The following is a 23,329-nucleotide window of genomic DNA, read 5'->3' on the forward strand; positions in this document are numbered from 1 at the left end:
TGTGAAGTGGCGCTGCGGGGACTGTGACCGAGTGTACGACGAACCGCCGGAGACCTGCGTCTGTGGCTCAGCGAACCTCAATCCGGCGTCCGATGAGGACGAGGGTGGCCGCTCTCGTTACTCGCTTCTCGCGGCGCGAGAGCGACTGCTGAATCACAAAAACTCCGACCGAAGCCTCGTCCGCGAGGAACCCTACGTCTCGCTGGCCTTCAGAATCCTGCTTGCCGTCGCCGTGTTCTGTGCCGTTTTGGTCGTCGTCGGCTTGGTATTCTGAACGAGTCGACTCAACCGCCGAGTACGACATCGACGCCCCGCGAACGCAACTCCGCTGTGAAGGCCTCGGCATCAGTTTCGATTTCCGGGAAGGTGTCGTAGTGAATCGGGACGACCACTTCGGGGTCCATCGTTTCCGCGAGGTCGGCCGCCTCATGGCGGTCCATTGTGAACGTCCCGCCGATGGGTGGACAGAACACGTCCACGTCGAGGTGTTCCTGTCCGTCCAGTACGTCGGTGTCGCCCGGCCAGTAAACCGAAACACCACCCAGCGTGACGTGAAACCCACAGCCCCGGCCTTTCGGGTGATACGGCTCCCCGGAGGGCCGGACGTGTGGACCGTCGGGGTCGTTGTACGCCGCCGTCGTCCGGACGATAGCGTCGCCGACGGCGATGTCGGCTTCGGCGTCGACCGTCCGCCGGTCGTACGGGAGGTCAGCTGGCCGCTCTACGTCCCGGTCGATGTGGTGGGTGTTGATGCCTTCAAAGAGAACGAGCGTGGCGTCGGCGGTGGCGACGCGTCGAATCGCGTCAGTATCGTAGTGGTGGTCGTGAGTGACACAGACAACGTCCCCGTCGTTGCCCTGATAGTTGTCCAAGACCCCGTATCGTCCGGGGTCGAGATACACGACGGTTCCGTCGGCTTCGAGTCGGAGCGTCGCGTAGCCGAGCCACTCGAGCTTCAACCCCTCGTGTTCGAGCATACCCCGAGGGAGGCGTTCCGACACCACAAGCCCGGCGGTTTTTCACGCGCTGAAAGTGCGCTGCTCGGTTTATGAGATGGTGGTCCGATTAACTCGTATGGCGACGGACGAGGAGCTGAAACAGCGCGTCACACAACTGGAATCGTCGGGGAACACCGGCGGGTTGACGCCGGCATCGGCGAGCGAGGAACTGGCGGAGTATCGAGCGACGACCAGCGAGATACACGACGAGCTCGCGCGTCGAATCGAGGAACTCGACGACTGTACCGCCGCCGAGGAGGCTCTCGAGGAGATTATCGACCGACTGGACGACCTCGAAGCACGTCTCGACGACCTCGAAGCCCGGGATTAGGTGTCAGCGAGTCGTTCGACGCGTTCGAGGCTGTCGGCATCGTCGGGCGATTTGTCTTTCCGGATGCCGACGAACCGTGGGAATCGAAGGGCGTACCCCGAGGAGTAGGTCGGCGAACGCTGTATCTCCTCGTATCCGACCTCGAAGACGACGGCCGGTTCGATGTCGACCTCGGTGCCCGATTCGGAACGGACGTACGGCTCCAGTCGGTCGTGTAACGCCGCGAGTTCTTCGTCGGTGATGCCGGTTGCGACTTTCCCCAGTGTCTCGTAGCCGTCTTCCGTTCGGGCCGAAAGCAGGAACGTCCCCAGCAGGTTCGCCCGACGCCCCTCACCCCACTCGGCACCGGTGACGACGAGGTCCAGCGTCTCCACGTCGGGCTTTCGCTTGAGCCAATTCTTCCCTCGGTTTCCCGGCGTGTACGACGAGTCGGGGTTCTTGAGCATGATGCCCTCGTGGCCGGCGTCGAGAGCCTCGGCCTCGTACTCGGCGACGGCGTCTGCGTCGTCGGTCAGGACCAACTCCGAAATGCCCGCCGAGAGCAGGTCACGCAGGTGGTCGTGTCGCTCGACGAGCGGTACGTCCAGCAAATCCTCGCCGTCGACGTGGAGACAGTCGAAGGCGTGTAGTTCAACGGCGACGTTCTCGCGGGTCGCGGCTACGTCGTGCTTGCGGCGGAACCGACGGAGGACCTCCTGGAAGGGTAGGGGGTCGCCGGCCTCGTCGACGGCGACGACTTCGCCGTCGAGGATAGCGGGAACCTCCAGTTCCCGGTCGACGAACTCGACGACCTCCGGCAGCGGGTCGGTCACGTCTTCGAGGTTCCGGGAGAACAGTCGCGTCGTCTGGCCGTCGTGGTGGACCTGCACCCGCGCTCCGTCGAACTTCGTCTCGACGGCCGCTCGGTCCCACTCTTCGAGGGCGTCGACGGCGGTTCCGGCCTGTGCGAGCATGGCCTTCACCGGCCGACCGACTTCGAGGTGGATGTCGTCGAGGCCCGCTTCGCCATCCTCGCGGGCGGTTTCGGCGACGAGACCACAGTCGTTCGACACTTGTAGAGCGCGTTCGACCGACTCGACCGGCACGTCGAAGGCCTCGCCAATCCCGTCGCGGACGGTCCCCTCGCCGACGCCGATGCGCATCTCGCCCAACACGAGACGGGCGAGAAAGCGGGCTTCGAGGTCGTCGGCGCGGTTGAACAGTCCGAACAGCGTGTCGAGTTTCGTGTCGGTGCTGCCCGAGCCTTCGGCGGCCGCGAGTGCTCGGAGTTCCGAATCCACCTCCGAGACGGTGAGCCCCTCGCCGCCACCGGCCCCGAAGGCCGAAAGTCCCTGCTGGCCACCCAAGTCCAGCCCTTCGGCGACGGCGCCGATTTCGCCGACTTCGGCCAGTCTGTCCTCGATATCGTTGGCCGATACGTTTGTCCCAGCGGCTTTCGCCAGCGCCTCGTAACACAGCGACGGCCCGATGTCGAGTTTCGTCCCGTCGTGGGCGGGGAACACCCGACCCTGTACGAAGCGTGCGACCGTATCGAGCTCGTCGTCGGCCCCTGCGAACAGCTCGGCGACCAACGCGACTGTCTCTAAATCCGCTGGTTCGGCTTCCATCTCGGCGGCGCGGTCAGCGAAGACGACGAACTCCATCGCTGTCGGCTTGGCCGGTACCGGGATTAAATCACACGGAAGTCAACAGGCAACGGGACGTTCGCTTATGTCGCTTCCGTGGTGTAGGTCTAATCAGCCTATATCGACGAGAGGTGTACTGAAAACAAAACTAAACTGACAGAGCGTGAATACTCAACCCGAAGATAATTTTTTTATCGTTAGCGATAGACGCCTCCGCTTGGGATGACACGACTCCTCAAGACGTCCGGATTCCTTGGATTGGCAACGATGATGGTGGTTGGGTTGTATCAAGCATATCTGCTGTCACCGCCGAACCCCCAAGCGGTACCGGGGTGGGTGGTCGGTGGACATGCACACCTCGGCGTGCTCTCGATTCTCGCGTTGGTGATGGGGTTCGCCGTCGTCGCCTACGGCCTCGTCGGACGCATGCGACAGGCGGTTTCCGGGTTGTTCGTCGTTGGCCAGTGGGGCGTTCCCCTGACCGTCTGGGGTGCTGAACTCACGGGTATCGGTATCATTCACATCACGACGTTCATTTGGGGAGCGGCTCTCGTCGTGTCGATGCTGTTGATGGCTTACACCGCCGCAACCACGGACGCGGTAATCGGCGGCGACGGGCGGTCAGGCGTACAACCGGCGGACTGACCGTTCGGTTTTCTCTCCGAACTCGTTTTCGAATCGAAAAGGCCGTGACTTCTCGGTCATGCGGTATTCCTCCGACGCGTCGAAACCTGCGACCAACGGTCGAAGCGAGCGCTGAGAAAGAAGAGACCGACGACGAGTACCGGATTACAGAACGTCGTCGAAGTCCTTGTGACCCTTGATGTCGACGCCCTCGTCGGTGACGGTGGCGAGGAAGACGCCGTTACCGGAACCGGTGTCGCGCTCGACGGCTGATTTGATGCCGGAGGCCGCGACGCGCTTCGCCTCCTCGTTGCTCATGCCCTCCTCGTACTCGCGTTCAAGGGTACCGTATGCGACGGTCATCCCGGAGCCGGTGATGGTGTAGTCGTCGGCCATCACGCCGCCTGCGGGGTCGATGGAGTAGACGTGGTGGCCGTCGTCGTCGACGCCGCCGAGGATGGGATTGATGGCGAAGAACGGGCCGCCACGGGCGAAGTTCCCCGCGAGGGTAGCCAGCGCCTCGATGGAGATGTCCTCGCCGCGACGGGCCTCGTAAAGGTTGACTTCCGCGCGGAGCGAGCGGATGAAGGACTGAGCGCCGCCGACCGAGCCGACGAGCGTCAGGGCAGCCGTCGGGTGAATCTGTTCGACCTTCTGGACGTCCTTGTTCGAGACGAACCGGCCGCCGAGGGAGGCGCGCATGTCGGTCGCGATGACGACGCCTTCGGATGTCGTGATGCCGATGGTGGTCGTTCCCGTCTTGTTGACGCCCTCCAAGTCGTCCGCGGAGAGGTCGTTCGACGGCACCTCGCCGAGTTCGGGCTCGTACGGCGAGAGGGTGTGGTCCTGACCGGTGCGGGGCAGGGAGGTGTCTGGTTGTCGCATTGCACTGCGGTAGAAACCGACCGCAGATAAAACCTTCCGGTCAGGCCGCCGATTCCGCTTTCTCGTGAGCCTCGCCGAGCCGCTCGACGAGTCGCCCGATGGGGAACGGGATGCCCGCTCGCTTGGCCACGAGCGCGACGGGGAGCAGGGTGATGCCGAGGACGATGCTGAACTGGTACAGAGCGAACATGAACGCCCGGTACGCCTTGAATTCCATCTCGGTCGTGGCAATCCGGTAGGTGGATATAAGCTTTCCTCTCGTGTCGGTGGGTCGGATGATAAATAGTGCAGAACAATAGCGCCGCAGTCATGCGATTCCAGTCGAGTTGTGTTTCGGCGAACTGAGGTTGCACAATCGCCGCCATTGTCGGATTACCCGCGTATCCGGTCGGCGCTATCGCGATAACTTATGGGAACGTTGGCGGTGACGTGCGCGGCTCGATTCGAGGACCGACCGGCGGGGCGGCGGGGCGGCGGGGCGGCGCTCCCGAAACAATAGGGCTATCCGTCGGGGGCCGCAGGGTTCGAGTATGAGCAACTACCTCGTCGCGATGGAAGCCGCGTGGCTGGTGCGTGACGTCGAGGAGATAGACGACGCCATCGGGGTGGCCGTCAGCGAAGCCGGCAAACGGCTCAACAGCGAAGAGATGGACTACGTCGAAGTCGAGGTCGGAGCGACGCCCTGTCCGGCCTGTGGCGAGGCGTTCGACTCTGCCTTCATCGCTGCCGACACCGCGTTGGTCGGGCTCCTGCTGGAGATGAAAGTGTTCAACGCCGACAGCACACAACACGCCTCCCGCATCGCGAAGAGCGAAGTCGGCGGCGCACTCCGTGACGTTCCGCTGAAGGTCATCGAGACCTTCGAAACCGACGACGCAGACGACGACAACTAGGACATGTGGGCCGCGACGTCGGCCTCGGTGATGATACCCTCCAGTTGCCCGTCTCTGACGACCATTACGGCGTCCTGATGGTTGAGGTGGGCGTTGACCTCGTCGAGGGTGGCATCGGGTTCGACCGTCGTAATCGCCTCCCGCATCACGTCGGCGACGGGGAGTTCGCCGGCGTTTTCGTCGTCCAGTTGCCTGATATCCGAATTCGAGATGATTCCCTGCGGTCGGCCGTCCCGGACGACTGGCAGTTGTGAGTAACCTTCCTTCACCATCAGGTCGATAGCCTCGCGGACGCTGTCGTCCGGCGCGACGCTGATGACGCCTTCGTGCATGATGTCGTCGGCGTGCATCACCGCGCTTTCGGCCTCGTCGAGCGCCCCCACGATGCGCCGGAGCGTCGAGAGTCGCGGGTCGACGTCGCCCCCCTCGATGCGCGCGATGAGCGGCTGTGACACGTCCGCACGGTCGGCCAGTTCGCTCTGGGTCAACTCCAGACTCGTCCGCCGCTCACGGAGGTCCGCCGGCGTCGGCAGGTCGGTTCCCATACGAACCAATAACTAACAGTTATACAAAAAGCCACCGGCCCTGTTACGGTCGGTCCGAGGGTTCAAGTACCGAAACGGGACCACCCGGCGTATGCGCCGTGCATCGGCGGTCAGTCCCCAAGGCGGGAGCGTGGGGCAGGGCTGGCCGATACCGTCTCGCCCCGCCTGTTCGCCTACAACTCCAGACCGCGAATCTCGACGCTGTCCCCGGATTCCACGCTGCCGATGACACGTGCGTCGTCGAGTTCGTCGACGACTGCGTCGGCGTCGTCTTCGGGCAACGCCGCGACGAAGCCGGTTCCCATATTGAACGTTCGGTGCATCTCCTCGTCACTCACGTCTCCCTCCTCCTGGACGAACTCGAACACCGGTTGAGGCTCGAAGGGGTCGTCGATGGCGTAGCGGAACTCGCCCATCCGCGAGAGGTTCGTCCACCCGCCACCCGTGACGTGGGCGGCCGCGTGTGTGTCGACGGCGTGGAGCGGTTCGAGCACCTCTCGGTAGATGCGCGTCGGTTCGAGCAACGCCTCACCGACGGTTCGGTCGTCGTAGGGGAACGGGTCGGTGTACTCGTGATTCAGCGTCGCGGCCTCCCGTGCCAGCGTCAGTCCGTTGGAGTGAATCCCCGAGGATGGGAGTCCGACGAGGGCGTCACCGGCCTGCGCCTCGCCGTCGAACAGCTCGTCCTCCGTCGCCAGTCCGGCGCAGGCGCCGGCGAGGTCCAATCCCTTGATAACATCGGGCATTACCGCCGTCTCGCCACCGACGAGGGCGATTTCGGCGCGTTCCGCGCCCGCCGAGAGCCCCTCGCCGACCGCCTCGGAGGTATCGTCGTCCGGGGCCTCGACCGCGAGGTAATCGACGAACGCGACGGGGGTGACGCCCGTCGCGATGAGGTCGTTGACGTTCATCGCGATGCAGTCGATACCGATAGTCGAGTAGTCGTCGAGGGCCTCGGCGACGAGCAGTTTCGTCCCGACGCCGTCGGTCGCAAGGGCGAGATACCGGTCGCCGATATCGACCAACCCCGCGTAGTCACCCTCGAACTCGCCGACGGCGCCGATGAGTGCGGCGGTCGCGGCCTCGCTCGCGTCGATGTCGACGCCCGTCTCCGCGTAGGTGAGTCCCTCGTCGTTCTCGTCGGTCATATCCAATGGGCGGTCCGACCGGAGCAAAAGCGCGTCGGTTGGCTCACGCCGCTGGGAGTCGAACAGTCACGACGGTGCCGCGTGGCTCGTTGTCCTCGATGGACACCTCACCGTTGTATCGGGACACCAGGGTCCTGACGAGATACAGCCCGAACCCTTCGCCGTCGCTATCGGGGGTTCGGGTTCCTGGCTGAAAGTAACTCTCCCGCTTCTCCGGCGGAATGCTCGGCCCGTCGTCGGCGATGCGCACGACGACTTCACCGACGGTCCGTTCTGCGGTCACCGTCACCGTCGGCGTTCCGTCGTGGTGTTCGACCGCGTTCGACAGCAGGTTCTCGAATATCGTATCGATGAGGCTGTCGGCACGAACCGACAGTCCGTCCTCGATGTCGGTTCGGAACGTCGCGTCCGGCGACGCCTCGGCTCTCGACTCGACGACGCATCGCAACGTCGACGAGAGGTCCGTCGACGTGAGGTACAACCCGCCCGACAGCGACTCGGTCAGCGTCTGTGCTTCGTCGATGACCGTGTTGAGGTGTCGTGAGCGTTCGGCGATGAGTTCCGAATGGCGGGCGACGGTGTCGTCGGCGGTCTCGCTTTCGACGAGGTCGGCGTACGACTGGATGACCTGAATGCTGTTCCGGACGTTGTGTCGGAGCAGTCGGTTGACGAACACGAGGCCGTCGCGCTGCCGTTCGGCGGCCTCGTCTGAGGTCATCGAATCGACTGTCGAAACGCCGATGAGCAAGCCGGCGACCGACCCGGCCGTTCCCGCGAGCAGCAACTCGCCCAACATCACCGTCGGGTCCATCGACTGATGCAGCGACCGCCAGCCTTGGGCGAGGGCGACGATAGCGACGATACCGGCAAACCCGAGCAGCGTCCAGAGACTGGCCCACCACCGCTTTTGGCTGTCGAGTTGGGTTCGAGCGAGTCGCAGGCTCACGTAGAGAAGCGCTCCGGAAGCGACGACGACGAGCGCGAAGACGAATCCGATAACGACGGCCGTTGAGGGGACGGTGGGTCGATGCTGCCACAGGTAGAGCGCGGCTGCGACGAGCAGTGTCACTCCCAACCCTCCGATGAGCACGACCGGGGTCGTTCTGACGACAGTCTCCCGATACGTGTAGCTCACGGGTGGAGATGTGGTGTTCCTGTATAAATACCCTCCAGCGATTTCGGCGCTTGAAGTCGGTTAGTACGGGAAGCCGACGAAAACGAACGCCCCGACGGCGAGCAAAACGGTGCCGGCGAAGACGACCGCGAACACGGCTTTGCTCCAGGAGACCACCTTTTTGCCATCTAGGGGCCCGAACGGAATCATGTTGAACGCCGCGAGGACGGCGTTTATTGTCACACCCAACTGCCCCAGTTCGCCGACGAATCCGCCGAAGAAGACGAACGGGAGGAACACGGCGACGAGGACGACGTTCGTCAGGGGACCGGCAACCGAGACCAGTCCGTTCTGCCGTTCGGTGATTCGTCCACGGTGATACACCGCCCCCGGCGCGGCGAAGAGGAACCCGGCGAAAGCGGCTCCGACACACAGTGCGAGCATGGCGTAGTCGGCTTTGAACGCCGCAATCTGACCGAATCTGACCGCCACGACCTTGTGGGCCAACTCGTGGAGGAGGAAGCCGACCCCGACGGTCAGCACACTGAGCGCGAACACGCGAACGAAGAGCGGTGACGTGACGGCGCCTGCGATGTCGGGGAACACCTGCCGGCCGGTCGAAACGAAGATGAACAGCGTAAACGCCAGTCCCAACGCGCCCCATGCGATAGCCAAGTCCCGAAGTTCGTCCGGGTAGAACCGAACGTCCGCGAGCGTGAGTCCGCTCATGCGACAGCCCCCGTGAGCAGGTCTACGCTGTTGCGTACCGCCTCGAGCATCAGCCGAGCGACGCCGTCGGCACCTTCGATTCCCGACCCCGCAAACACGTACGGAAGGAACACCGTCGCGAAGAGGACGCTGCCGACGAAGCTTCCGACGTTCGTCAGCGCGACAATCATGATGAGCCGGAACAGCGGTACGTCCCTGAGGTTCCGCCAGAGGTCACGAATCGGTGCCTCCTCGTCGGAGAGGATTTCGTTGAGCGTCGAGATGTCGCTGACGTTCACGTCGAGATACCGCAACTCGACGTAGCCGGCGAACCACCCCGGCGCGAGCAGTGGATTGACGCTCGTCAGCCACGCGATGCCACCGCCGACGCCCGCAGAGCGCCAGTGGGCACCGGCGAGTTTGGCGAGGCCGAAAGCGAGTATCCCGTTGACGAGGAACCACGCCGCAAACAGCCGGAACAGCAATTCGCTCGAGGCACCCTCGACGCCCGTGTACGTCGCGATGGCCAGCAGGACGAAGAAGACCAGAAAGCCGAGTGTGAACAGGTAGCCGAACAGTTTGTACAGCGAGAAGCGACTGCCGGAGGTTCGGCCGGTCAGCTCTTCCATCGGCGGCAACAGCGACGGGCGTTCGAGGTAGCGTTCGATACCCTCGCGGTGGCCGGCGCCGACGATGGCGACGACGTGTTTGCCCTGGTCGCGCAACGCGACGAGTTGGTGGGCGATGTAGGCGTCCCGCTCGTCGATGAGGGCCTCCGCACCGCCCGGGGAGAACCGCCGGAACTCCTCCATCATCGCGCCGACCACGTCGGTGTCGGTCATCTGTTCGATGTCTATCTCGTCGATATCTTCCTCCGGCACCATCCGTTCGAGGATGGCGGTCAGTACTATCCCGAGGCCGAGGCCGACCCCCAACGCGACCAACAGGGTGTCGGCGATGCCAACGAGGATGCCCGGTCCGATGCCTGCGGGCACGACGAACGGTCCCGCGATAGCGCCGGCGAGTATCGAGACGACCAGCCCGACTCCGATGCCGACGCCCATGCCGACTTCGACGGGCGTTCCGAATCCGATAGAGAGGCTGCCGACGAGCTTCAGTTTCTCCAGAAACGAGAGCCGCGCCCAGAAGCGCTGAATCGTCACCTGGATGTCCCGGTCGACGAGCGCCACGTCGATGCCCAGCGCCTCGGAGGTGTCGATGGCGGCTTTCATGTCGGCGCCGGGTTCGATGTCGAGGCGGTCGCCGAGACGCGCCTGCACGTAGGAGAGCATCCAGTAGGCGAGGAACTGATAGACGGTGTTGCCGCGCAACAGGTCGCCGGCGTCGAGGTCGTCGGGCGTTTCGCCTTTCATCTGGCGGTACCGCCCCTCGTCGAGCTCGACGGCGACCACGTCCGGTCGCTCCTCGTCGATGACGTCCTCGACCTCTTCGACACTCGCCTCGGAGACGTGCGCCGTCCCGACGACCTGGACGGAGCCCTCCTCGACGTCTTCGCTCATTGTCGGGTTCAGTCGGGCGAGCGGCTTACGTGTGTCGGGACGAACTCGGAGGGGTGGCTCCCGCTTGGGCCCCCGGGAACCGACTGGTCTTTTCACGCCGGCCGTCCGATACACCGGCGATGACGGACCTACTGGACACGCTCATCGAGAACAGGTGGATAGTCCAACCGAACCACGCGAACAATCTCGACACCGCCCACGGGGGGAACGTGATGAAGTGGATGGACGAAGCCGGTGCGATGAGCGCGATGCACTTCTCCGGGGAAACCTGCGTGACGGCCCACATGGACGAGGTGAACTTCAAGCGCCCCATCGAGGTCGGAGACGTCGCCCTCGTCAAGTCCTACGTCTACCGAGCAGGGACGAGCAGCATCCACATCAGGACGCGCGTGTATCGGGAGAACCCCGGGCGGGAGGAGACACAGCTCACCACCGAGTCCTACATGGTGTTCGTGGCGATAGACGAGGACCGAACGACGACGACGGTACCCGAACTGACCGTCTCCTCGGAGCGGGGCGAAGCGCTTCGGGAGGAGGCGCTCGACGACGCGCCCCGCTAGCGGACGACGGTAACGGGCACCGGCGACCGCCGGACGACCGTCTCCGCGACGCTGCCGAGGAGAATTCGGGAGACACCGCTGCGACCGTGGCTTCCGATGACGACAGCGCCGATATCGTTTTCCTCGACGTACTCGACGATTGCCCGCTCGGGGCGACCGACGACGGATTCGGTCTCGAGGTCCATATCGACGCGCGCTTGCGCTTCCTCGAACAACTGTTCGGCCTCGGCTTGAGCCTCCTCGTACCACTCCTTCCAGTACCCCGGTAGTGCCGCCCCGGGGGAGGCCTCGTACCCCGCCGCGACGAAGTCCTGCACGTACAGGAGGACGATTTCGCCGTCGCCGTAGCGCTCGACCGCGTGGTCGAGCGCCTTTCGGGCCTGCTCGGAGCCGTCGTAGGGGACTACGATGCGCATGTCCGGAGGTACTCCGTCACCGGTGTTAAACGTGGGTGGGCCGTGCCGTGTCCCACGTCAGAGTTCGTCGGAGGTGGTTTCATCCTCCCCGACGTACGGCCGGTATGGGACTGAACGTCGACGCGCCCGAACCGCCCGAACTGCCGGAGGTCGACACCGGCGAGTACGACGACGTGGACGTACAGGGGACGGAGTACCGCCGCGAGGAACTGGAAGAATTACTCGCCGACGGCGCCTGGGACGACGCCTTCGATGAGTGGGCGGCACACACCGACCTCGACGCCGAGGAGTTCGCCGTCGCCGAGGAACTCGGACTGTTCGCCGAGTTCGATTTCTTCTGGGACGACTTCGCCGACCGGGTCGGCTACCACGCTCCCGGCATCCCTGAGGACTGGCGTGAGCGGGAACTCCACCCCGAATTGAACTCTTGGGAGACGGTGTCCGGTATCAACGCGGCGCTGGCTGAGTTCGGCGACACGGTCAGCCGGACGCTGAAAGAGGAGTACATCGACTGGGAGGCCGAATACGAAGCCCCCGACGACCTTCCGGACTTCTAGAACCGCTCGTAAACCGCGGAGAGGGTCGTACTGGAGCGGACCTTCCCTTCGAGGGCCTCGTCGAAGACGTCGCGGTCGGCACCGCCCTCGATGGATAGCGGTGACTCCAGGGCGTAGACGTTGAACCGGTACTCGTTTCGTCCCGGCGTCTCGTGACACGGCGAGCGATAGCCGACGAACCCCTCGTCGTTGGTTCCCTGTCTCGCCCCCTCGACCGACTTGACGCTCGGACCGTTTGGGATGGCAGCCGGGAGTTCTAGCCGACCCGCTGCGGGAAGGTTCCACAGCAACCAGATGGTGGCGGAGCCGTAACTCCGGAGCCACTCACCGACGATGGCGAGCGATTCCGGGCCGTCGGGGACGCCCTCGACGACCAGCGGTGGCGAGACGCCCTCGCCATCGCAAGTGAACCGCTCTGGAATCCGGCCGTCCTCGAAGGCCGGGGCGGACAGCGTCAGGTCGTCCGGTTCGGGCGGTTCGCCACCGACGGTACAGCCGGCGACCGCCGAAAGCCCGACTGCCGGAAGCCCCGCCAGTAACTCGCGCCGTCGCATACCCGCCTTTCGTGCTCCGCGTTAATGACCCCACCGGGACGGATTCGCCACGCCGTTCGAGCGGTCCCTTGATTATGGAGGCCGTCGTTCCTTCGGGTATGACGGACGAAATCGTTCCCCCAACCGAGCGGCAGTGTGAGCTGTGTGGTCGGACCGACCGTTGGGACGCCGACAAACAGAACTGGGTCATCGCCGTCGAGGACGGCGAGCGACAGGTCGGCAACAAACACTGCATCCACGAGTGGGACATCAACGGCCGATACAACCCCGTCGAGGGCAAGCCGAGCGTCGGGTCGGACGCCGACGCCTGATGCCGACGGTTTACATCACGGCTCCGCCGGAGGCCGCCACCGAACTGGCTGAGACGCTCGTCGAAGAGCGCCTCGCGGCGTGTGTCAACCGACTCGACTGTCGCTCGACGTATCGCTGGGACGGAGATGTCGTCTCCGAAGAGGAAGTCATCCTTCTCGCGAAGACGACCGACGAGCAATACGCCGCACTGGAGTCCCGAACCGAGGAGCTGCACCCCTACGACGTTCCCTGTATCGAACGGTTCGACGAGGAAGCGGTCGGGCCCTCGTTCGGCGAGTGGGTCGCCGAGAGCGTCGATTCGGAAAAATAATCTGTCTCTTTCGAAAGGGAACCTTTCCGTTTTACAATCCAAACTTTTGTATCCGCGTTCCTCCAAGAGGTACGTACCGCGATGAACGACGACACCCCTGCCTCCGAGATGGGTACAGGCCGAAAGTCTACCAAGGACTGGTGGCCGAACCAGCTGAACCTAGATATCCTCGATCAGAACGCACGAAGCGTGGGCCCGATGGACGAGGACTTCGACTACGCCGAAGCGTTCGAGTCACTCGATTTCGAAGCCGTCAAACGAGACCTCGAGGAGGTGATGACGACCTCCCAAGACTGGTGGCCCGCTGATTACGGCCACTACGGTCCGCTGTTCATTCGAATGGCGTGGCACAGCGCCGGCACCTACCGCACCACGGACGGACGCGGCGGTGCCTCCGGCGGCACACAGCGCTTTGCCCCCGTCAACAGCTGGCCCGACAACGCGAACCTCGACAAGGCGCGCCGACTCCTCTGGCCCGTCAAACAGAAGTACGGCCGCAAACTCTCGTGGGCCGACCTGATCGTCCTCGCCGGCAACGTCGCCATGGAGTCGATGGGCTTCGAGACCTACGGCTTCGCTGGCGGCCGAGAAGACGCCTGGGCGCCCGACAAGGGCGTCGACTGGGGGCCCGAAGAGGAGATGATGGCGGACAAGCGCCACGACGAAGAGGGCAACCTCGAAGGCGACCTCGCCGCCGACCACATGGGTCTCATCTACGTCAACCCCGAGGGGCCGGGCGGTGAACCCGACCCCGAAGAGTCCGCGAAGTACATCCGTCAGTCCTTCGACCGCATGGCGATGAACGACGAGGAGACGGTCGCGCTCATCGCCGGCGGCCACACGTTCGGGAAGGTCCACGGCGCCGACTCCGACGACCACCTCGGGCCGGAGCCCGAAGCGGCCCCAATCGAGAACCAGGGGCTCGGCTGGGAGAGCGACTACGGTGAGGGCAAAGGTCCCGATACGATTACGAGCGGCATCGAGGGGCCATGGACGCAGTCGCCCACTGACTGGGACATGGACTTCCTCAATAACCTGCTCGACTACGAATGGGAACCGGAGAAGGGCCCCGGTGGTGCCTGGCAGTGGACGCCGGTCGACGAGGAACTCCACGAGTCCGCACAGGACGCCCACGACTCCTCTGAGAAGGTCACGCCCATGATGCTGACCACGGACATCGCTCTCAAGCGAGACCCGGACTACCGGGAAATCGTCGAACGCTTCCAGGAGAACCCCATGGAGTTCGGGATGACCTTCGCGAAGGCCTGGTACAAGCTCATCCACCGCGACATGGGCCCGCCGGAGCGGTTCCTCGGGCCGGAGGTCCCCGACGAGGAGATGATTTGGCAGGACCCCGTCCCCGACGCAGATTACGGCCTGATCGGCGACGAGGAAATCGACGCGCTCAAAGCGGAAATTCTCGAGTCGGACCTGTCGGTCTCCCAGTTGGTCAAGACCGCCTGGGCGGCGGCGGCGACGTACCGCGACAGCGACAAACGCGGTGGCGCCAACGGCGCACGCATTCGGCTCGAACCGCAGAAGAGTTGGGAGGTAAACGAGCCCGAAGAGCTGGAGACGGTGCTGGGGACTCTCGAAGGGATTCAAGAGGATTTCAACGGTTCCCGGTCCGACGGGACGAGAGTCTCGCTGGCCGACCTCATCGTTTTGGGCGGCAACGCGGCCGTCGAGCAGGCGGCCACGGAGGCCGGATACGACGTGGAGGTCCCGTTCGAGCCCGGACGCACGGACGCCTCACAGGAGCAGACCGACGTCGAATCCTTCCAGGCGCTCCGGCCCGAGGCAGACGGGTTCCGGAACTACATCGACGAGGCGGAAGCCGACCGCAAGCCAGAAGAGCTGTTGGTCGACAAGGCCGACCTACTGGACCTCTCGCCCCACGAAATGACGGTTCTGGTCGGCGGCATGCGCGCGCTGGATGCGAACTATCAGGACACGGACCTCGGCGTCTTCACCGACCAGCCGGAGACGCTGACCAACGACTTCTTCGAGAACGTCCTCGACATGAGCTACGAGTGGGAGCAGGTCTCGGAGAACGTCTACGAGCTACGCGACCGTGACACGGGCGAAGTCGAGTGGAAGGGCTCCCGCGTGGACCTCGTCTTCGGTTCGAACTCGCGGCTTCGGGCCATCGCAGAGGCCTACGCAGCCGACGACGGCGAAGAGCAGTTCGTCCAAGACTTCGTGGACACGTGGAGCAAAGTGATGAAGCTCGACCGCTTCGACCTCGAGTGAACTGACCGTCGGGTTTCGCGACGCTATTTTTCGCCGTCGAACATCGAGTCGTCGAACGGGACGCGGCGTTCGGTGTTGCCGCCGTCGGCCACCGCACTACTGTGTGCCGAGCGGGATTGCCACTCCGACTGACCGTCGGGTTTCGCGCGCTGTTCGGCCATCGACGCCAACAGGAGTTCGGCTTCGAGGTCGTCGCCAGCGATGGCGGCGACGTACTCGAGCGACCGAGCGTGAGCGCCGAACGGCGTCCCGGACAGCGACGACAGCGGCCCTTCGAGCGTGCCGGGCTCGTCGTACTTCTTGTTGTGGAGCTCGTCCATGCCGAGGCCCCGGAGGTACTCCAGCAGGCCCTCGCGGGCCTGTGGCGTTATCCATCCGAGTCGTTCGTAGTACTCCAGGGCGTTGAGCGCACCCGAGGTGCCGAAGGTGTTCCCGAGGTACTCCATCCACTCGATGACGGCTTTCACCCGGCCAGGTTCGGGGTCGACGGTTTCGAGGTACGGTTTCTGTGGGCTCATGACCCGGCGTACGCGTCGGATTAGCTTTAAAGAGGATACGGTTTCGAGGAGTGAGTTCTCGACTTACGCGATGAGGCCGCCGACGACGTACTCGGTGAGGACGCTGACGAGCGCGCCGACCCACGTCAGCAACACGAAGTGGAGGAACCCGGAGACGGGGTGGCCGCGGTCCATCAGTCGAATCATCAGCGACGACAGCAAGGCGTTCAGGAGGATGACGAACAACAGCAGGAACTCGATGAGGTCGATGTCGTAGAGGTCAGGGTTGAACAGCATCGTCGCGATTTGACTGTCGCTTTCGGCCAATCCCTCGGCGATGGTGAGCATCTGGCCGGCGATTTCCAGCCCGATGAACGCCGAGAAGATGGCGGCTGCCGTGATGCCGTAGACGACGCCGATGAACGTCGTCGTCGCCTGCTCGCGCTGTTCGCGGACCCGCAACACCTCGTTGAAGTTCTTCGAAATGACCTGCCCGAGCTGTTTCGGGTCCCCGCCCATCCGACGACCGACGACGTACATGTCGCCGAACTTCTGGATGAGATACGACCCGGATTCGATGGCGAACAGTCGCCACGAGCGGGCGGTGTCGATGCGGGTGTTCAGTCGCTTGTAGAGGGCGTCGACGTTCGGCGTCAGGGCACCGAAGTCCTTGTTCCGGAGCGTTCGGAGCACCGACGCAGTCGAGGACTGCTTGACGCTCTCGACGCTGCCGAGCGCACGGATGAACGAGGGAAACCCCTGGTCGCGGTCCTTCACGCGCTGTTCTTCCCGACGCATCGCAATCCCCGGAACCGAAAGCGGGGTGACACAGACGCCCATCCAAATCGCCAGCGGTACGGTATCGCCCGCAAGCGGCCCGTATCCAAGCGAGGAGAGCAACGCCACGGCGAGTGCGAGGCCGGTCAACAGGAAGCCGACGCCGAGGTACGGCCACGTTCGCCGGATTGGCGAGCGCCCTTCGGCGGCGTGAAACCAAATCGGGTCCTGTGGGGCGACGGTGTGGATGATGAAGAGGAACGCGCCTTGCACGAAGACGAACATGACGATGACGCCGCCGACCAGAAGCGTCGGTGGCACGGCGATGAGCAACGGCAACACCGTCGCGAAGACGAGGACGAACGTCGTCGACAGCATCATCGAGAGGTACAACTCCTTCAGCACGTCGAGTTTCTGGAGGTCCGATTCGTATCGGATGACGAACTGCTGGATGATGCTGTCCTGTTCGTCGACGAGGAACTCGCTCATGTTCTGTCCGGCGCCGACGGTGTAGGCCAACCGTTCGAAGAAGTCCTCCAGCAGTTCCGAGGGGACCTGCTTCGAACGCCGGCGGCAGGCGTCGTCGAGGCTCTGATTCCACGTGTCGACCAACGCGACGACACGGCCCATCTCCTCGGCAAGGGCACCGTACTCCTCGACATGTGAGAGCCTGCGGAACACCTCCACGCGGTCGATGTTGGTCATCGATAGCACGGTGATGTGTGTCAGAAATAGGTGGAACCGCTCACGAATCTGTTTGCGCTTGCGGTCCTGGACGACCTTCGGGTAGGCGACGGCGCCGAGAAACGACAGTGCACCGAGCAGCGACAGCGGCAACGAAATGGCGAGTGGCGCGCCGGCGACGGTCGCCCCGATGGGGAGGCCGATTGCCAGCGCCGTCGCCGGAAGCAACACCAACAGCACATACCGCTCCAGCGACATCTCCATGTACCGATAGGAGTCCGCCACCGAGAGAACGACATCCCGGAGGTCGACCTCGAAAGAGCCCTCGTCGTCAGCGGTCGCCATCGGCGTACACCTCCCACATCAGGGTCTCGCCTCCTCGGATAGCCCAGCGATGTCGATGGGCAGTGCCTCGACGCCGTCGCGCTGGAACGTCTCGATGGCGTCGTTGACCTCGTGGTAGCCCAGTATGTCGGCGTCGATGAGTCGGCGGAGAACCTCCGCACGGCGCTCCAGTTCGTCGTAAATCTTCCTCGTGTCGCGGTAGCCGAGCAGCGTCGCGATTTGCTCTTCGAGGACGTAGGAGTTGTTCTGGCCCTTGAACACGACCTCGTCGTCGCGAGGGTCCCAGCCGAATGCTTCCCGTGTGACGACGCCGCCTTCGTGGTCGGAGTACCCCTCGATTTCCTGCACCGAAGTGACCCGACGGAGGATGTCGTCGCCCTGCTTGACGCGGTTCTGGAACAGCGCCACGTCGCAGTTGTCCATGAACGTCTCGGGGACGTTGATGGGGTTGGACGTGAAGCGCTGAATCATCGAGACGATGTCCGAGGCGTGGAACGTGATGAGGACGGGGTGGCCGGTCTGGGCGGCCTGAAACGCCATCTGGGCCTCCGCGCCACGAACCTCGCCGACACAGATGTAGTCGGGACGGGACCGCAGCGCCGCCGCCACCAAATCGAACATGTCAACGTCCGCAGAGCCGTCGCCCTGTCCCTCCCGAGTCAGCAGTTGCTGCCAGTTCTCGTGTGGCGGTTTCACCTCGGCGGTGTCCTCCGCCGTGTAGATTTTGTGGTCGCGTGGGATGAACGAGAACATCGAGTTCAGCGTCGTCGTCTTTCCGGATGCGGTTTCACCGACGACGAAGACGGTCTGTTCGTTCTCCATACAGAGCCACAGATACGCCGCGAGTTCCGGCGAGAGCGTCCCCCACTTCGTAATCTGGAGGATGGACAGCGGCACCTCCTCGCCCTGTCGGATGGTCAGGGAGGGGCCCTTGATGGAGACGTCGTCGGAGTAGATGATGTTGATTCGCGACCCGTTGGGCAGCGTCGAGTCGATGATTGGCTGGGAGTCGGAGACGGGGTGGTTCATCCGTTCGCCCATGTTGCGAATCCACGACTCGAACTCCCGTGGGGTGCCGAAGTCGACGGTGGTCTCGAGCATCCCGAAAGTACCGTGGTCGACGTAGCAGTTCGAGGGACCGATGACGTGGATGTCCTCGTTTTCGGGGTCGGTCATCACGGGGTCGAGCGGTCCGAGCCCCGCGATGTCGCGCTGGAGGCGATAGCGGAGTCGGTCGTACGTCTCCTTTCCGACGGTCATGCGGTCGCCGACGAACTGCTCGCGGAGGCCCGTCAGCGCCGTCGCGTCGCCGTTGACGACCAGCGTCTCTTCGATGAGCGAATCGAGGAACTCGGTGAACTCGGCGTCCGTCGAGGGCGCCTGTCGAGTCACCGAGAGGTCCAACACCCGACTCCGGAGGCGCTCGTAGCGTCGTTCGTCGGCCTCGCCGTCCAGCGCCGGTTCGATGCAGTAGTACATCGTCTCGACGCCGGTGTCGCCGTAGACGTGGGCGAACACCGGAGGTTCGGTGGCGTAGATGATGTTCGGGCGTTGGGTGTCGTGTTCGTCGTCCGGTTCCTCGACGAGCAGCGGATACTCGCCGGTGCGGTCGTTGAACGTTTCCAGGTGGTCGGCGAGGTGTGGGTGCTCCGCTGCGTACGCTTGCAGTTCGTCGCCCATCCGGAGTGTTCCGTGGTCGCTCATGCGATAGTCCTCGATTCGATGACGACGCCGCGGCCCTGCTGGACCGCGAAGCCGATGGTGTCGTCGACGGGGTTTTTCATGCCGGCGAACCGCCGAACGACGGCTTTCTGTCTGATTTCCTGTCCGACTGTCGACGTTTCGAGTTGGAGGTACACGTCCGAGACATCCCGGAGTGGTTGGAGAGCACGGTCCGTAACCGTCGCGGGATTGACCGTCAACACGACCGTCCGGTCGTCGGCGGTCCGCTGGCGGAGCGCGCTGACGATGCGCTGCATCGCGTGGTCCTCCTCGCCGCGTTCGGTGACGGCGTCGAAGCGCGGGTCGTTTCGCAACATCGCATCGAAGCCGTCGACGACGAGAACGTCGCCGCGCCAGAGGGGGCTCGGCGCGAACAGCCGCGAGATGAGTCTGCGCGTGCCACGTTCGCGGCCACCGGCCTCGACGTGGGTGTCGACGTTCGCGTGGAAAAAGAGCAGCCGGTCGGCGAGCAAGTGGTCGACCACGTCGTAGGACAGCGAGTTCATCTGGTCGATGTACTCACTCGCCGTGAGTTCCGTCGAGACGACGGCGGTCGAGGTGCCCTCATCGACGAGTCCGTAGGCGATTCGTTGCGAAAGGACGCTCTTGCCGGCGCCGTCGCGCCCTTCGAGGAGACACACCGACCCCGAGGGAAGCCCACCGCCGATGGCGTGGTTCACCCGGTCGCGGTCGGTCAGTCCAATGGAGTAGTGGCTCATACGTAGAAGCGCAACACCTCCTCGTCGCCATCGACGATGACCGTCGCCCGGTGTTCACCAGCGTCGAGGCTCGCGTCGAGGTCGATGACGAGTTCGATTACCTCCCCTTCCTTCCACGTGTCGGTGTTGGTACTCACCACGTCGATAGTGGTCGACGACGGGACGACGTACTCGCCGTCGAACACCACGTCGACGAGGTCGGGGTCCGTCGGTAACGGACGAGCGCCGGTGTTCTTCACGAGGACGGTCACCGTGTCGTTGGTGCCGTCGTAAATCGCGTCGCTCCCAGTGTCGCTGATAATCGTGATGTCCGTCTCGAGCTGTTCCTCGACGGAGTCGCCGTGGGTCGTAATCGATTCGGAGATGCCGCCGATGCTGTCGACCATAACGCCGGAAACGCCCGCTGCGATGCCTATCGCGGCGATGAACAGGATGAGACTGGAGGCGGAGAGACTCGCCATTCAGACCCCCTCCGTCGTCACGTTCGTTGCGACTTGGACGCCCGGACGGGTCGCGACGTGGACACGCTGTGGTTCGGTCGTCGTATCGTAGGTGAAGACGAGCCGCGTTCCCGGCGACCACAGCGACCGCTGGGCGTCGCCGTCGACGGCAGCCGACGGGTCGACGTACTCGCCGTCGACGAGGAGGTCGGTCTCCCCCGAATTGAGCGTCGTCGTTCCCGTGTTGTCGAGGCGGACGACGAGTTCGTCTTCGGTGGCGTTGTACACGGCGTCGACTGCCTCGATGTCGGTGTTGCGTTGTTCGAGCATCCTGTCGTCTCGTTCCGTCAATCCCTCGCGCTGTGCTTCGCGTGCGTCCTGTACCGCTGGTACGAGCGTCGCGGCGCTGACCAACAGGCCGATGAATATCACCGCCGTCGCGCCGCTCGCACTGAATCCCATTAGATGTCTATTGCTGCTAACGCCCCGAGTCGTCGAACGTAGCCGTGACTGTCGGCGTGATTACCCGCCGAGAGTTCGGAGGGCTCACCGGGGTCGACGTGGGCGTCGAGATGTGGCCCACTGAGAACCGCTTCGAGCTCACGCCGGACCGACGGGGAAATCCAGCCGACCGACTCGTAGTACTCAAGCGCTTTCAGCGCACTCGCGGGCCCGGACGCACACACGAGTTCCGAGAGCCACTCGAAGACCAGTAAGTCTGCGGCATACCCGCCCTCGATTTCGGTGAGTTCCGCGGTGGCCTCCGCTGGGACCGACGTCCGTTCCTCGGAAGTTCGTTCCTCGGTGTATTCTTCGGCGTCGAGGTCGTCGACGGCCGACTGTTCCTCGTCCCACAGGAACTCCTCGTCGTCGACGGGGTCGACGTTGGCGTCGGTTTCGCCGTCAGTCAGGTCCTCGAAGGTCACGACCTCTTCGTCGGTATCTTCGTGAGGGCCGTCGGTGTGGGTGTCGTCGGGCGAGGCGTTACTGTCGCCATCCCCACCGTCGGGTGTCTCGACGACACCAAAGCCGTTACCGGAGTTTCCATCCTCGAAGGGGTTCGACTCGGCGGTCAACTGGTCGTACACGCCGAGCAACTGCCGGACGGTGTCGTTGACCTCCTCGATGTCCTCGGAGAGTTCCGATTGTTGGCTCCGAATCGCCTTCAGCGACGACTCCGTCTGTTCGAGGCTCGACTCCAAATCGCCGACCCGGACGTCGAGGTCCCGGAGCGCCCGCTCGTCATCGTCGGGCTCCGACTCCGACGACGGTTCGGTCGATTCGGCATCGACAGCCGGTTCCTCGGGTTCGGCGTCGCTCATACTCTGTCCTCCTCCGTCGAACAGCTGTTCGAAGATGTCCATGGTTCGTCTCCCGTCACCCGCGGGTGACCCGCGCATGTTCGTGGCACGCGAGGGACTACTTCGTCGGCCCCCTTTACCCGCCGTTCGCTATCGGGTGGCGTTACGGCGGGTGTATCGAGGCTCGAAACGCAAGTCGATACGTCGTGTGAATCGTTGCCGACCTCTTTTTTATACGGGGTTGTCCGAGGCAGTAGGGGTTGTGCCCCGTTCGACCCGAGCCGGACCGGCCGGCAACGGGTCGGGACACAGGAGACAACAAATGATACCACTACCAACGGACGACGACCGCGGTCAGGTCGGTATCGGGACATTAATTATCTTCATCGCGCTCGTTCTCGTGGCGGCAGTCGCGGCGGGCGTGCTCGTACAGACTTCCGGGCTCTTGCAGAGTCAAGCTGAGAGTACTGGTGAAGACGCTCAATCCGAAGTCGGCAATCAGATTTCAGTCGTCGGCGCGACCGGTACGGTGTCGAGTTCGAACGTTAGTCAGGTCGATCTCGTGGTGAAGAAGTCTGCAGGGTCGGACCCAATTGACCTCTCGGATGCCACCATCGAATACACCAGTTCAAGTGCGAGTGCGACGCTGACACACGCTGGAAGTACAAGTGCCAACGAATTCACCACGTCCAAAATCAGTGGCGACAGCAGCACGGTCTTGACCAACACCGGTGACCGCGTTGAAGTCTCCATCGATGCCGCCACTATCGAGGGTGACAACGGCATCGCGGAAGGCGAAGAAGTCCAACTCCGAATCGTCGACCAGTCTGGTGCAACGACCATCTACGGCGTCAACGTCCCCGACTCGCTCGGAGACCGCAGCTACGTCACGGTGTAATCCATGTTTGAGGAATTATCAATCAAAGAGGACCGCGGTCAGGTCGGTATCGGGACACTAATTATCTTCATCGCGCTCGTTCTCGTGGCGGCAGTCGCGGCGGGCGTGCTCGTACAGACTTCCGGGCTCTTGCAGAGTCAGGCAGAAAGTACTGGTGAAGACGCCCAATCCGAAGTCGGAAATCAGATTTCAGTCGTCGGCGCGACCGGTACGGTGTCGAGTTCGAGCGTCAGTCAAGTCGATCTCGTGGTGAAGAAGTCCGCAGGGTCGGACCCAATTGACCTCTCGGATGCCACCATCGAATACACCAGTGCTGGCGCATCACAGACATTAGTCTACGATAGTGGTAACGCGAACGGAAATAACTTCGCTACGACAGAAATATCGGGAGGTTCCGCAACGGTGTTGACCAATACGGGTGACCGTGTAGAGATTACTATCGACACGGACGCAGCGGAACTCGAAGGTGGCAACGGCATAGCCGAGGGCGAGGAGGTCCAACTCCGCATCGTCGACCAGTCCGGTGCGACGACCATCTACGGCGTCAACGTCCCCGACTCGCTCGGTGACCGCAGCTACGTCACGGTCTAACA

Annotated in this window: 29 protein-coding genes; 11 read left to right on the forward strand and 18 right to left on the reverse strand. The window is 63.6% G+C overall.

Going from position 1 to position 23,329, the window contains the following annotated elements:
• The first annotated feature begins 1 nt into the window (after window position 1).
• Complete coding sequence (locus GJ631_RS05390) at window positions 2-274, forward strand: hypothetical protein (protein ID WP_156708163.1); 273 nt, start codon at window positions 2-4, stop codon at window positions 272-274.
• 10 nt (window positions 275-284) lie between these two features.
• Here the strand turns inward: GJ631_RS05390 and GJ631_RS05395 are convergent, their stop codons facing one another.
• Window positions 285-977: an MBL fold metallo-hydrolase gene (locus GJ631_RS05395; protein ID WP_156708164.1), complete on the reverse strand. Its 693-nt coding sequence runs from the start codon at window positions 975-977 to the stop codon at window positions 285-287.
• A 97-nt stretch (window positions 978-1,074) separates the two neighbouring features.
• Between GJ631_RS05395 and GJ631_RS05400 the strand changes: the two genes are divergently transcribed.
• Window positions 1,075-1,329, forward strand: coding sequence for a hypothetical protein (locus GJ631_RS05400; protein ID WP_156708165.1), 255 nt, complete (start codon window positions 1,075-1,077; stop codon window positions 1,327-1,329).
• On the opposite strand, the gene ligA is transcribed toward GJ631_RS05400, so the two are convergent.
• Complete coding sequence (gene ligA / locus GJ631_RS05405; protein ID WP_156708166.1) at window positions 1,326-2,972, reverse strand: ATP-dependent DNA ligase LigA; 1,647 nt, start codon at window positions 2,970-2,972, stop codon at window positions 1,326-1,328. The two genes, GJ631_RS05400 and ligA, sit on opposite strands and share 4 nt — an antisense overlap.
• 204 nt (window positions 2,973-3,176) lie before the next feature.
• Between ligA and GJ631_RS05410 the strand changes: the two genes are divergently transcribed.
• On the forward strand, window positions 3,177-3,599 hold the full coding sequence (locus GJ631_RS05410; RefSeq protein WP_156708167.1) for a hypothetical protein: 423 nt from the start codon (window positions 3,177-3,179) through the stop codon (window positions 3,597-3,599).
• Window positions 3,600-3,743: 144 nt separating this feature from the next.
• Here GJ631_RS05410 and psmB read toward each other — a convergent pair whose 3' ends face one another.
• Together psmB and GJ631_RS18490 are read right to left on the reverse strand one after the other, a co-directional pair.
• The gene (gene psmB / locus GJ631_RS05415) at window positions 3,744-4,463 is read right to left on the reverse strand and encodes an archaeal proteasome endopeptidase complex subunit beta (RefSeq protein WP_156708168.1); all 720 of its coding nucleotides are present in this window, start codon (window positions 4,461-4,463) and stop codon (window positions 3,744-3,746) included.
• Between the two features lie 40 nt (window positions 4,464-4,503).
• Window positions 4,504-4,680 carry a hypothetical protein gene (locus GJ631_RS18490; RefSeq protein ID WP_197424842.1) on the reverse strand — a complete coding sequence of 59 codons (177 nt, stop codon included), beginning with the start codon at window positions 4,678-4,680 and terminating at the stop codon, window positions 4,504-4,506.
• Between the two features lie 313 nt (window positions 4,681-4,993).
• Between GJ631_RS18490 and GJ631_RS05420 the strand changes: the two genes are divergently transcribed.
• Window positions 4,994-5,356: a DUF555 domain-containing protein gene (locus GJ631_RS05420; protein WP_156708169.1), complete on the forward strand. Its 363-nt coding sequence runs from the start codon at window positions 4,994-4,996 to the stop codon at window positions 5,354-5,356.
• Here the strand turns inward: GJ631_RS05420 and GJ631_RS05425 are convergent.
• The 5 genes from GJ631_RS05425 to GJ631_RS05445 form a co-directional block, all read right to left on the reverse strand.
• Window positions 5,353-5,901, reverse strand: a complete 549-nt coding sequence (locus GJ631_RS05425; RefSeq protein WP_156708170.1) for a CBS domain-containing protein — start codon at window positions 5,899-5,901, stop codon at window positions 5,353-5,355. The two genes, GJ631_RS05420 and GJ631_RS05425, sit on opposite strands and share 4 nt — an antisense overlap.
• 173 nt (window positions 5,902-6,074) lie before the next feature.
• Window positions 6,075-7,049: a phosphoribosylformylglycinamidine cyclo-ligase gene (gene purM / locus GJ631_RS05430; protein ID WP_156708171.1), complete on the reverse strand. Its 975-nt coding sequence runs from the start codon at window positions 7,047-7,049 to the stop codon at window positions 6,075-6,077.
• 43 nt (window positions 7,050-7,092) lie between these two features.
• Window positions 7,093-8,184: a HAMP domain-containing sensor histidine kinase gene (locus GJ631_RS05435; protein WP_156708172.1), complete on the reverse strand. Its 1,092-nt coding sequence runs from the start codon at window positions 8,182-8,184 to the stop codon at window positions 7,093-7,095.
• A 60-nt stretch (window positions 8,185-8,244) separates the two neighbouring features.
• A complete protein-coding gene (locus tag GJ631_RS05440; RefSeq protein WP_156708173.1) occupies window positions 8,245-8,892 on the reverse strand; it encodes a metalloprotease in 648 nt (215 codons plus the stop codon).
• Window positions 8,889-10,391: a TraB/GumN family protein gene (locus GJ631_RS05445; protein ID WP_156708174.1), complete on the reverse strand. Its 1,503-nt coding sequence runs from the start codon at window positions 10,389-10,391 to the stop codon at window positions 8,889-8,891. The genes GJ631_RS05440 and GJ631_RS05445 overlap by 4 nt, the downstream gene beginning before the upstream one ends.
• A gap of 119 nt (window positions 10,392-10,510) precedes the next feature.
• Here GJ631_RS05445 and GJ631_RS05450 point away from each other — a divergent pair, with 119 nt between their 5' ends.
• The gene (locus GJ631_RS05450) at window positions 10,511-10,951 is read left to right on the forward strand and encodes an acyl-CoA thioesterase (RefSeq protein WP_156708175.1); all 441 of its coding nucleotides are present in this window, start codon (window positions 10,511-10,513) and stop codon (window positions 10,949-10,951) included.
• Here the strand turns inward: GJ631_RS05450 and GJ631_RS05455 are convergent.
• Window positions 10,948-11,367, reverse strand: a complete 420-nt coding sequence (locus tag GJ631_RS05455; RefSeq protein WP_156708176.1) for a universal stress protein — start codon at window positions 11,365-11,367, stop codon at window positions 10,948-10,950. The two genes, GJ631_RS05450 and GJ631_RS05455, sit on opposite strands and share 4 nt — an antisense overlap.
• Window positions 11,368-11,471: 104 nt before the next feature.
• Between GJ631_RS05455 and GJ631_RS05460 the strand changes: the two genes are divergently transcribed.
• Entirely contained in the window at window positions 11,472-11,924 is a 453-nt protein-coding gene (locus GJ631_RS05460) for a hypothetical protein (RefSeq protein WP_156708177.1), read from the forward strand.
• Here the strand turns inward: GJ631_RS05460 and GJ631_RS05465 are convergent.
• The gene (locus tag GJ631_RS05465) at window positions 11,921-12,478 is read right to left on the reverse strand and encodes a YbhB/YbcL family Raf kinase inhibitor-like protein (RefSeq protein ID WP_156708178.1); all 558 of its coding nucleotides are present in this window, start codon (window positions 12,476-12,478) and stop codon (window positions 11,921-11,923) included. The genes GJ631_RS05460 and GJ631_RS05465 overlap by 4 nt on opposite strands.
• 98 nt (window positions 12,479-12,576) lie before the next feature.
• Here GJ631_RS05465 and GJ631_RS05470 point away from each other — a divergent pair, with 98 nt between their 5' ends.
• The 3 genes from GJ631_RS05470 (at window position 12,577) to katG (ending at window position 15,353) form a co-directional block, all read left to right on the forward strand.
• The gene (locus tag GJ631_RS05470) at window positions 12,577-12,789 is read left to right on the forward strand and encodes an HEWD family protein (RefSeq protein WP_156708179.1); all 213 of its coding nucleotides are present in this window, start codon (window positions 12,577-12,579) and stop codon (window positions 12,787-12,789) included.
• Window positions 12,789-13,100, forward strand: a complete 312-nt coding sequence (cutA, locus tag GJ631_RS05475) for a divalent-cation tolerance protein CutA (protein WP_156708180.1) — start codon at window positions 12,789-12,791, stop codon at window positions 13,098-13,100. Before GJ631_RS05470 ends, cutA begins: the two co-directional genes overlap by 1 nt.
• An 81-nt stretch (window positions 13,101-13,181) precedes the next feature.
• On the forward strand, window positions 13,182-15,353 hold the full coding sequence (gene katG / locus GJ631_RS05480; RefSeq protein ID WP_197424844.1) for a catalase/peroxidase HPI: 2,172 nt from the start codon (window positions 13,182-13,184) through the stop codon (window positions 15,351-15,353).
• A 23-nt stretch (window positions 15,354-15,376) separates the two neighbouring features.
• Here katG and GJ631_RS05485 read toward each other — a convergent pair whose 3' ends face one another.
• From GJ631_RS05485 to GJ631_RS05515, 7 genes are all read right to left on the reverse strand, one after another.
• Window positions 15,377-15,871 (reverse strand): FlaD/FlaE family flagellar protein, encoded by a 495-nt coding sequence (locus tag GJ631_RS05485; RefSeq protein WP_156708181.1) that lies wholly within the window; start codon window positions 15,869-15,871, stop codon window positions 15,377-15,379.
• A 63-nt stretch (window positions 15,872-15,934) separates the two neighbouring features.
• Window positions 15,935-17,656: an archaellar assembly protein FlaJ gene (gene flaJ / locus GJ631_RS05490; RefSeq protein WP_156708182.1), complete on the reverse strand. Its 1,722-nt coding sequence runs from the start codon at window positions 17,654-17,656 to the stop codon at window positions 15,935-15,937.
• An 18-nt stretch (window positions 17,657-17,674) separates the two neighbouring features.
• Window positions 17,675-19,360: a type II/IV secretion system ATPase subunit gene (locus tag GJ631_RS05495; RefSeq protein WP_156708183.1), complete on the reverse strand. Its 1,686-nt coding sequence runs from the start codon at window positions 19,358-19,360 to the stop codon at window positions 17,675-17,677.
• Window positions 19,357-20,097: an ATPase domain-containing protein gene (locus tag GJ631_RS05500; protein WP_156708184.1), complete on the reverse strand. Its 741-nt coding sequence runs from the start codon at window positions 20,095-20,097 to the stop codon at window positions 19,357-19,359. Before GJ631_RS05500 ends, GJ631_RS05495 begins: the two co-directional genes overlap by 4 nt.
• Window positions 20,094-20,558 carry a flagellar protein G gene (locus GJ631_RS05505; RefSeq protein WP_156708185.1) on the reverse strand — a complete coding sequence of 155 codons (465 nt, stop codon included), beginning with the start codon at window positions 20,556-20,558 and terminating at the stop codon, window positions 20,094-20,096. Before GJ631_RS05505 ends, GJ631_RS05500 begins: the two co-directional genes overlap by 4 nt.
• Window positions 20,559-20,999 carry a fla cluster protein FlaF gene (locus GJ631_RS05510; protein ID WP_156708186.1) on the reverse strand — a complete coding sequence of 147 codons (441 nt, stop codon included), beginning with the start codon at window positions 20,997-20,999 and terminating at the stop codon, window positions 20,559-20,561.
• Window positions 20,999-21,859 carry a FlaD/FlaE family flagellar protein gene (locus GJ631_RS05515; protein ID WP_197424846.1) on the reverse strand — a complete coding sequence of 287 codons (861 nt, stop codon included), beginning with the start codon at window positions 21,857-21,859 and terminating at the stop codon, window positions 20,999-21,001. The genes GJ631_RS05510 and GJ631_RS05515 overlap by 1 nt, the downstream gene beginning before the upstream one ends.
• A 301-nt stretch (window positions 21,860-22,160) precedes the next feature.
• Between GJ631_RS05515 and GJ631_RS05520 the strand changes: the two genes are divergently transcribed.
• Both GJ631_RS05520 and GJ631_RS05525 read left to right on the forward strand, forming a co-directional pair.
• Entirely contained in the window at window positions 22,161-22,736 is a 576-nt protein-coding gene (locus GJ631_RS05520) for an archaellin/type IV pilin N-terminal domain-containing protein (protein WP_156708188.1), read from the forward strand.
• Window positions 22,737-22,739: 3 nt separating this feature from the next.
• A complete protein-coding gene (locus tag GJ631_RS05525) occupies window positions 22,740-23,327 on the forward strand; it encodes an archaellin/type IV pilin N-terminal domain-containing protein (RefSeq protein WP_156708189.1) in 588 nt (195 codons plus the stop codon).
• Window positions 23,328-23,329 lie beyond the last annotated feature (2 nt).

Source organism: Natronomonas sp. CBA1123 (assembly GCF_009741925.1).
GTDB lineage: Archaea > Halobacteriota > Halobacteria > Halobacteriales > Haloarculaceae > Natronomonas.

What these genes read in the sequence shown, in the direction of transcription:
- GJ631_RS05460 (WP_156708177.1), top strand. Translation starts at nt 11,472, where the DNA reads ATGGGACTGAACGTCGACGCGCCCGAACCGCCCGAACTGCCGGAGGTC.
- GJ631_RS05470 (WP_156708179.1), top strand. Translation starts at nt 12,577, where the DNA reads ATGACGGACGAAATCGTTCCCCCAACCGAGCGGCAGTGTGAGCTGTGT.
- GJ631_RS05455 (WP_156708176.1), bottom strand. Translation starts at nt 11,367, where the DNA reads ATGCGCATCGTAGTCCCCTACGACGGCTCCGAGCAGGCCCGAAAGGCG.
- psmB (WP_156708168.1), bottom strand. Translation starts at nt 4,463, where the DNA reads ATGCGACAACCAGACACCTCCCTGCCCCGCACCGGTCAGGACCACACC.
- GJ631_RS05445 (WP_156708174.1), bottom strand. Translation starts at nt 10,391, where the DNA reads ATGAGCGAAGACGTCGAGGAGGGCTCCGTCCAGGTCGTCGGGACGGCG.
- GJ631_RS05395 (WP_156708164.1), bottom strand. Translation starts at nt 977, where the DNA reads ATGCTCGAACACGAGGGGTTGAAGCTCGAGTGGCTCGGCTACGCGACG.
- GJ631_RS05425 (WP_156708170.1), bottom strand. Translation starts at nt 5,901, where the DNA reads ATGGGAACCGACCTGCCGACGCCGGCGGACCTCCGTGAGCGGCGGACG.
- GJ631_RS05485 (WP_156708181.1), bottom strand. Translation starts at nt 15,871, where the DNA reads ATGAGCCCACAGAAACCGTACCTCGAAACCGTCGACCCCGAACCTGGC.
- GJ631_RS05520 (WP_156708188.1), top strand. Translation starts at nt 22,161, where the DNA reads ATGATACCACTACCAACGGACGACGACCGCGGTCAGGTCGGTATCGGG.
- GJ631_RS05410 (WP_156708167.1), top strand. Translation starts at nt 3,177, where the DNA reads ATGACACGACTCCTCAAGACGTCCGGATTCCTTGGATTGGCAACGATG.
- GJ631_RS05465 (WP_156708178.1), bottom strand. Translation starts at nt 12,478, where the DNA reads ATGCGACGGCGCGAGTTACTGGCGGGGCTTCCGGCAGTCGGGCTTTCG.
- flaJ (WP_156708182.1), bottom strand. Translation starts at nt 17,656, where the DNA reads ATGGCGACCGCTGACGACGAGGGCTCTTTCGAGGTCGACCTCCGGGAT.
- GJ631_RS05420 (WP_156708169.1), top strand. Translation starts at nt 4,994, where the DNA reads ATGAGCAACTACCTCGTCGCGATGGAAGCCGCGTGGCTGGTGCGTGAC.
- GJ631_RS05505 (WP_156708185.1), bottom strand. Translation starts at nt 20,558, where the DNA reads ATGGCGAGTCTCTCCGCCTCCAGTCTCATCCTGTTCATCGCCGCGATA.
- GJ631_RS05515 (WP_197424846.1), bottom strand. Translation starts at nt 21,859, where the DNA reads ATGAGCGACGCCGAACCCGAGGAACCGGCTGTCGATGCCGAATCGACC.
- GJ631_RS05495 (WP_156708183.1), bottom strand. Translation starts at nt 19,360, where the DNA reads ATGAGCGACCACGGAACACTCCGGATGGGCGACGAACTGCAAGCGTAC.
- GJ631_RS18490 (WP_197424842.1), bottom strand. Translation starts at nt 4,680, where the DNA reads ATGGAATTCAAGGCGTACCGGGCGTTCATGTTCGCTCTGTACCAGTTC.
- purM (WP_156708171.1), bottom strand. Translation starts at nt 7,049, where the DNA reads ATGACCGACGAGAACGACGAGGGACTCACCTACGCGGAGACGGGCGTC.
- GJ631_RS05510 (WP_156708186.1), bottom strand. Translation starts at nt 20,999, where the DNA reads ATGGGATTCAGTGCGAGCGGCGCGACGGCGGTGATATTCATCGGCCTG.
- cutA (WP_156708180.1), top strand. Translation starts at nt 12,789, where the DNA reads ATGCCGACGGTTTACATCACGGCTCCGCCGGAGGCCGCCACCGAACTG.
- GJ631_RS05440 (WP_156708173.1), bottom strand. Translation starts at nt 8,892, where the DNA reads ATGAGCGGACTCACGCTCGCGGACGTTCGGTTCTACCCGGACGAACTT.
- GJ631_RS05450 (WP_156708175.1), top strand. Translation starts at nt 10,511, where the DNA reads ATGACGGACCTACTGGACACGCTCATCGAGAACAGGTGGATAGTCCAA.
- GJ631_RS05525 (WP_156708189.1), top strand. Translation starts at nt 22,740, where the DNA reads ATGTTTGAGGAATTATCAATCAAAGAGGACCGCGGTCAGGTCGGTATC.
- GJ631_RS05400 (WP_156708165.1), top strand. Translation starts at nt 1,075, where the DNA reads ATGGCGACGGACGAGGAGCTGAAACAGCGCGTCACACAACTGGAATCG.
- GJ631_RS05500 (WP_156708184.1), bottom strand. Translation starts at nt 20,097, where the DNA reads ATGAGCCACTACTCCATTGGACTGACCGACCGCGACCGGGTGAACCAC.
- ligA (WP_156708166.1), bottom strand. Translation starts at nt 2,972, where the DNA reads ATGGAGTTCGTCGTCTTCGCTGACCGCGCCGCCGAGATGGAAGCCGAA.
- katG (WP_197424844.1), top strand. Translation starts at nt 13,182, where the DNA reads ATGAACGACGACACCCCTGCCTCCGAGATGGGTACAGGCCGAAAGTCT.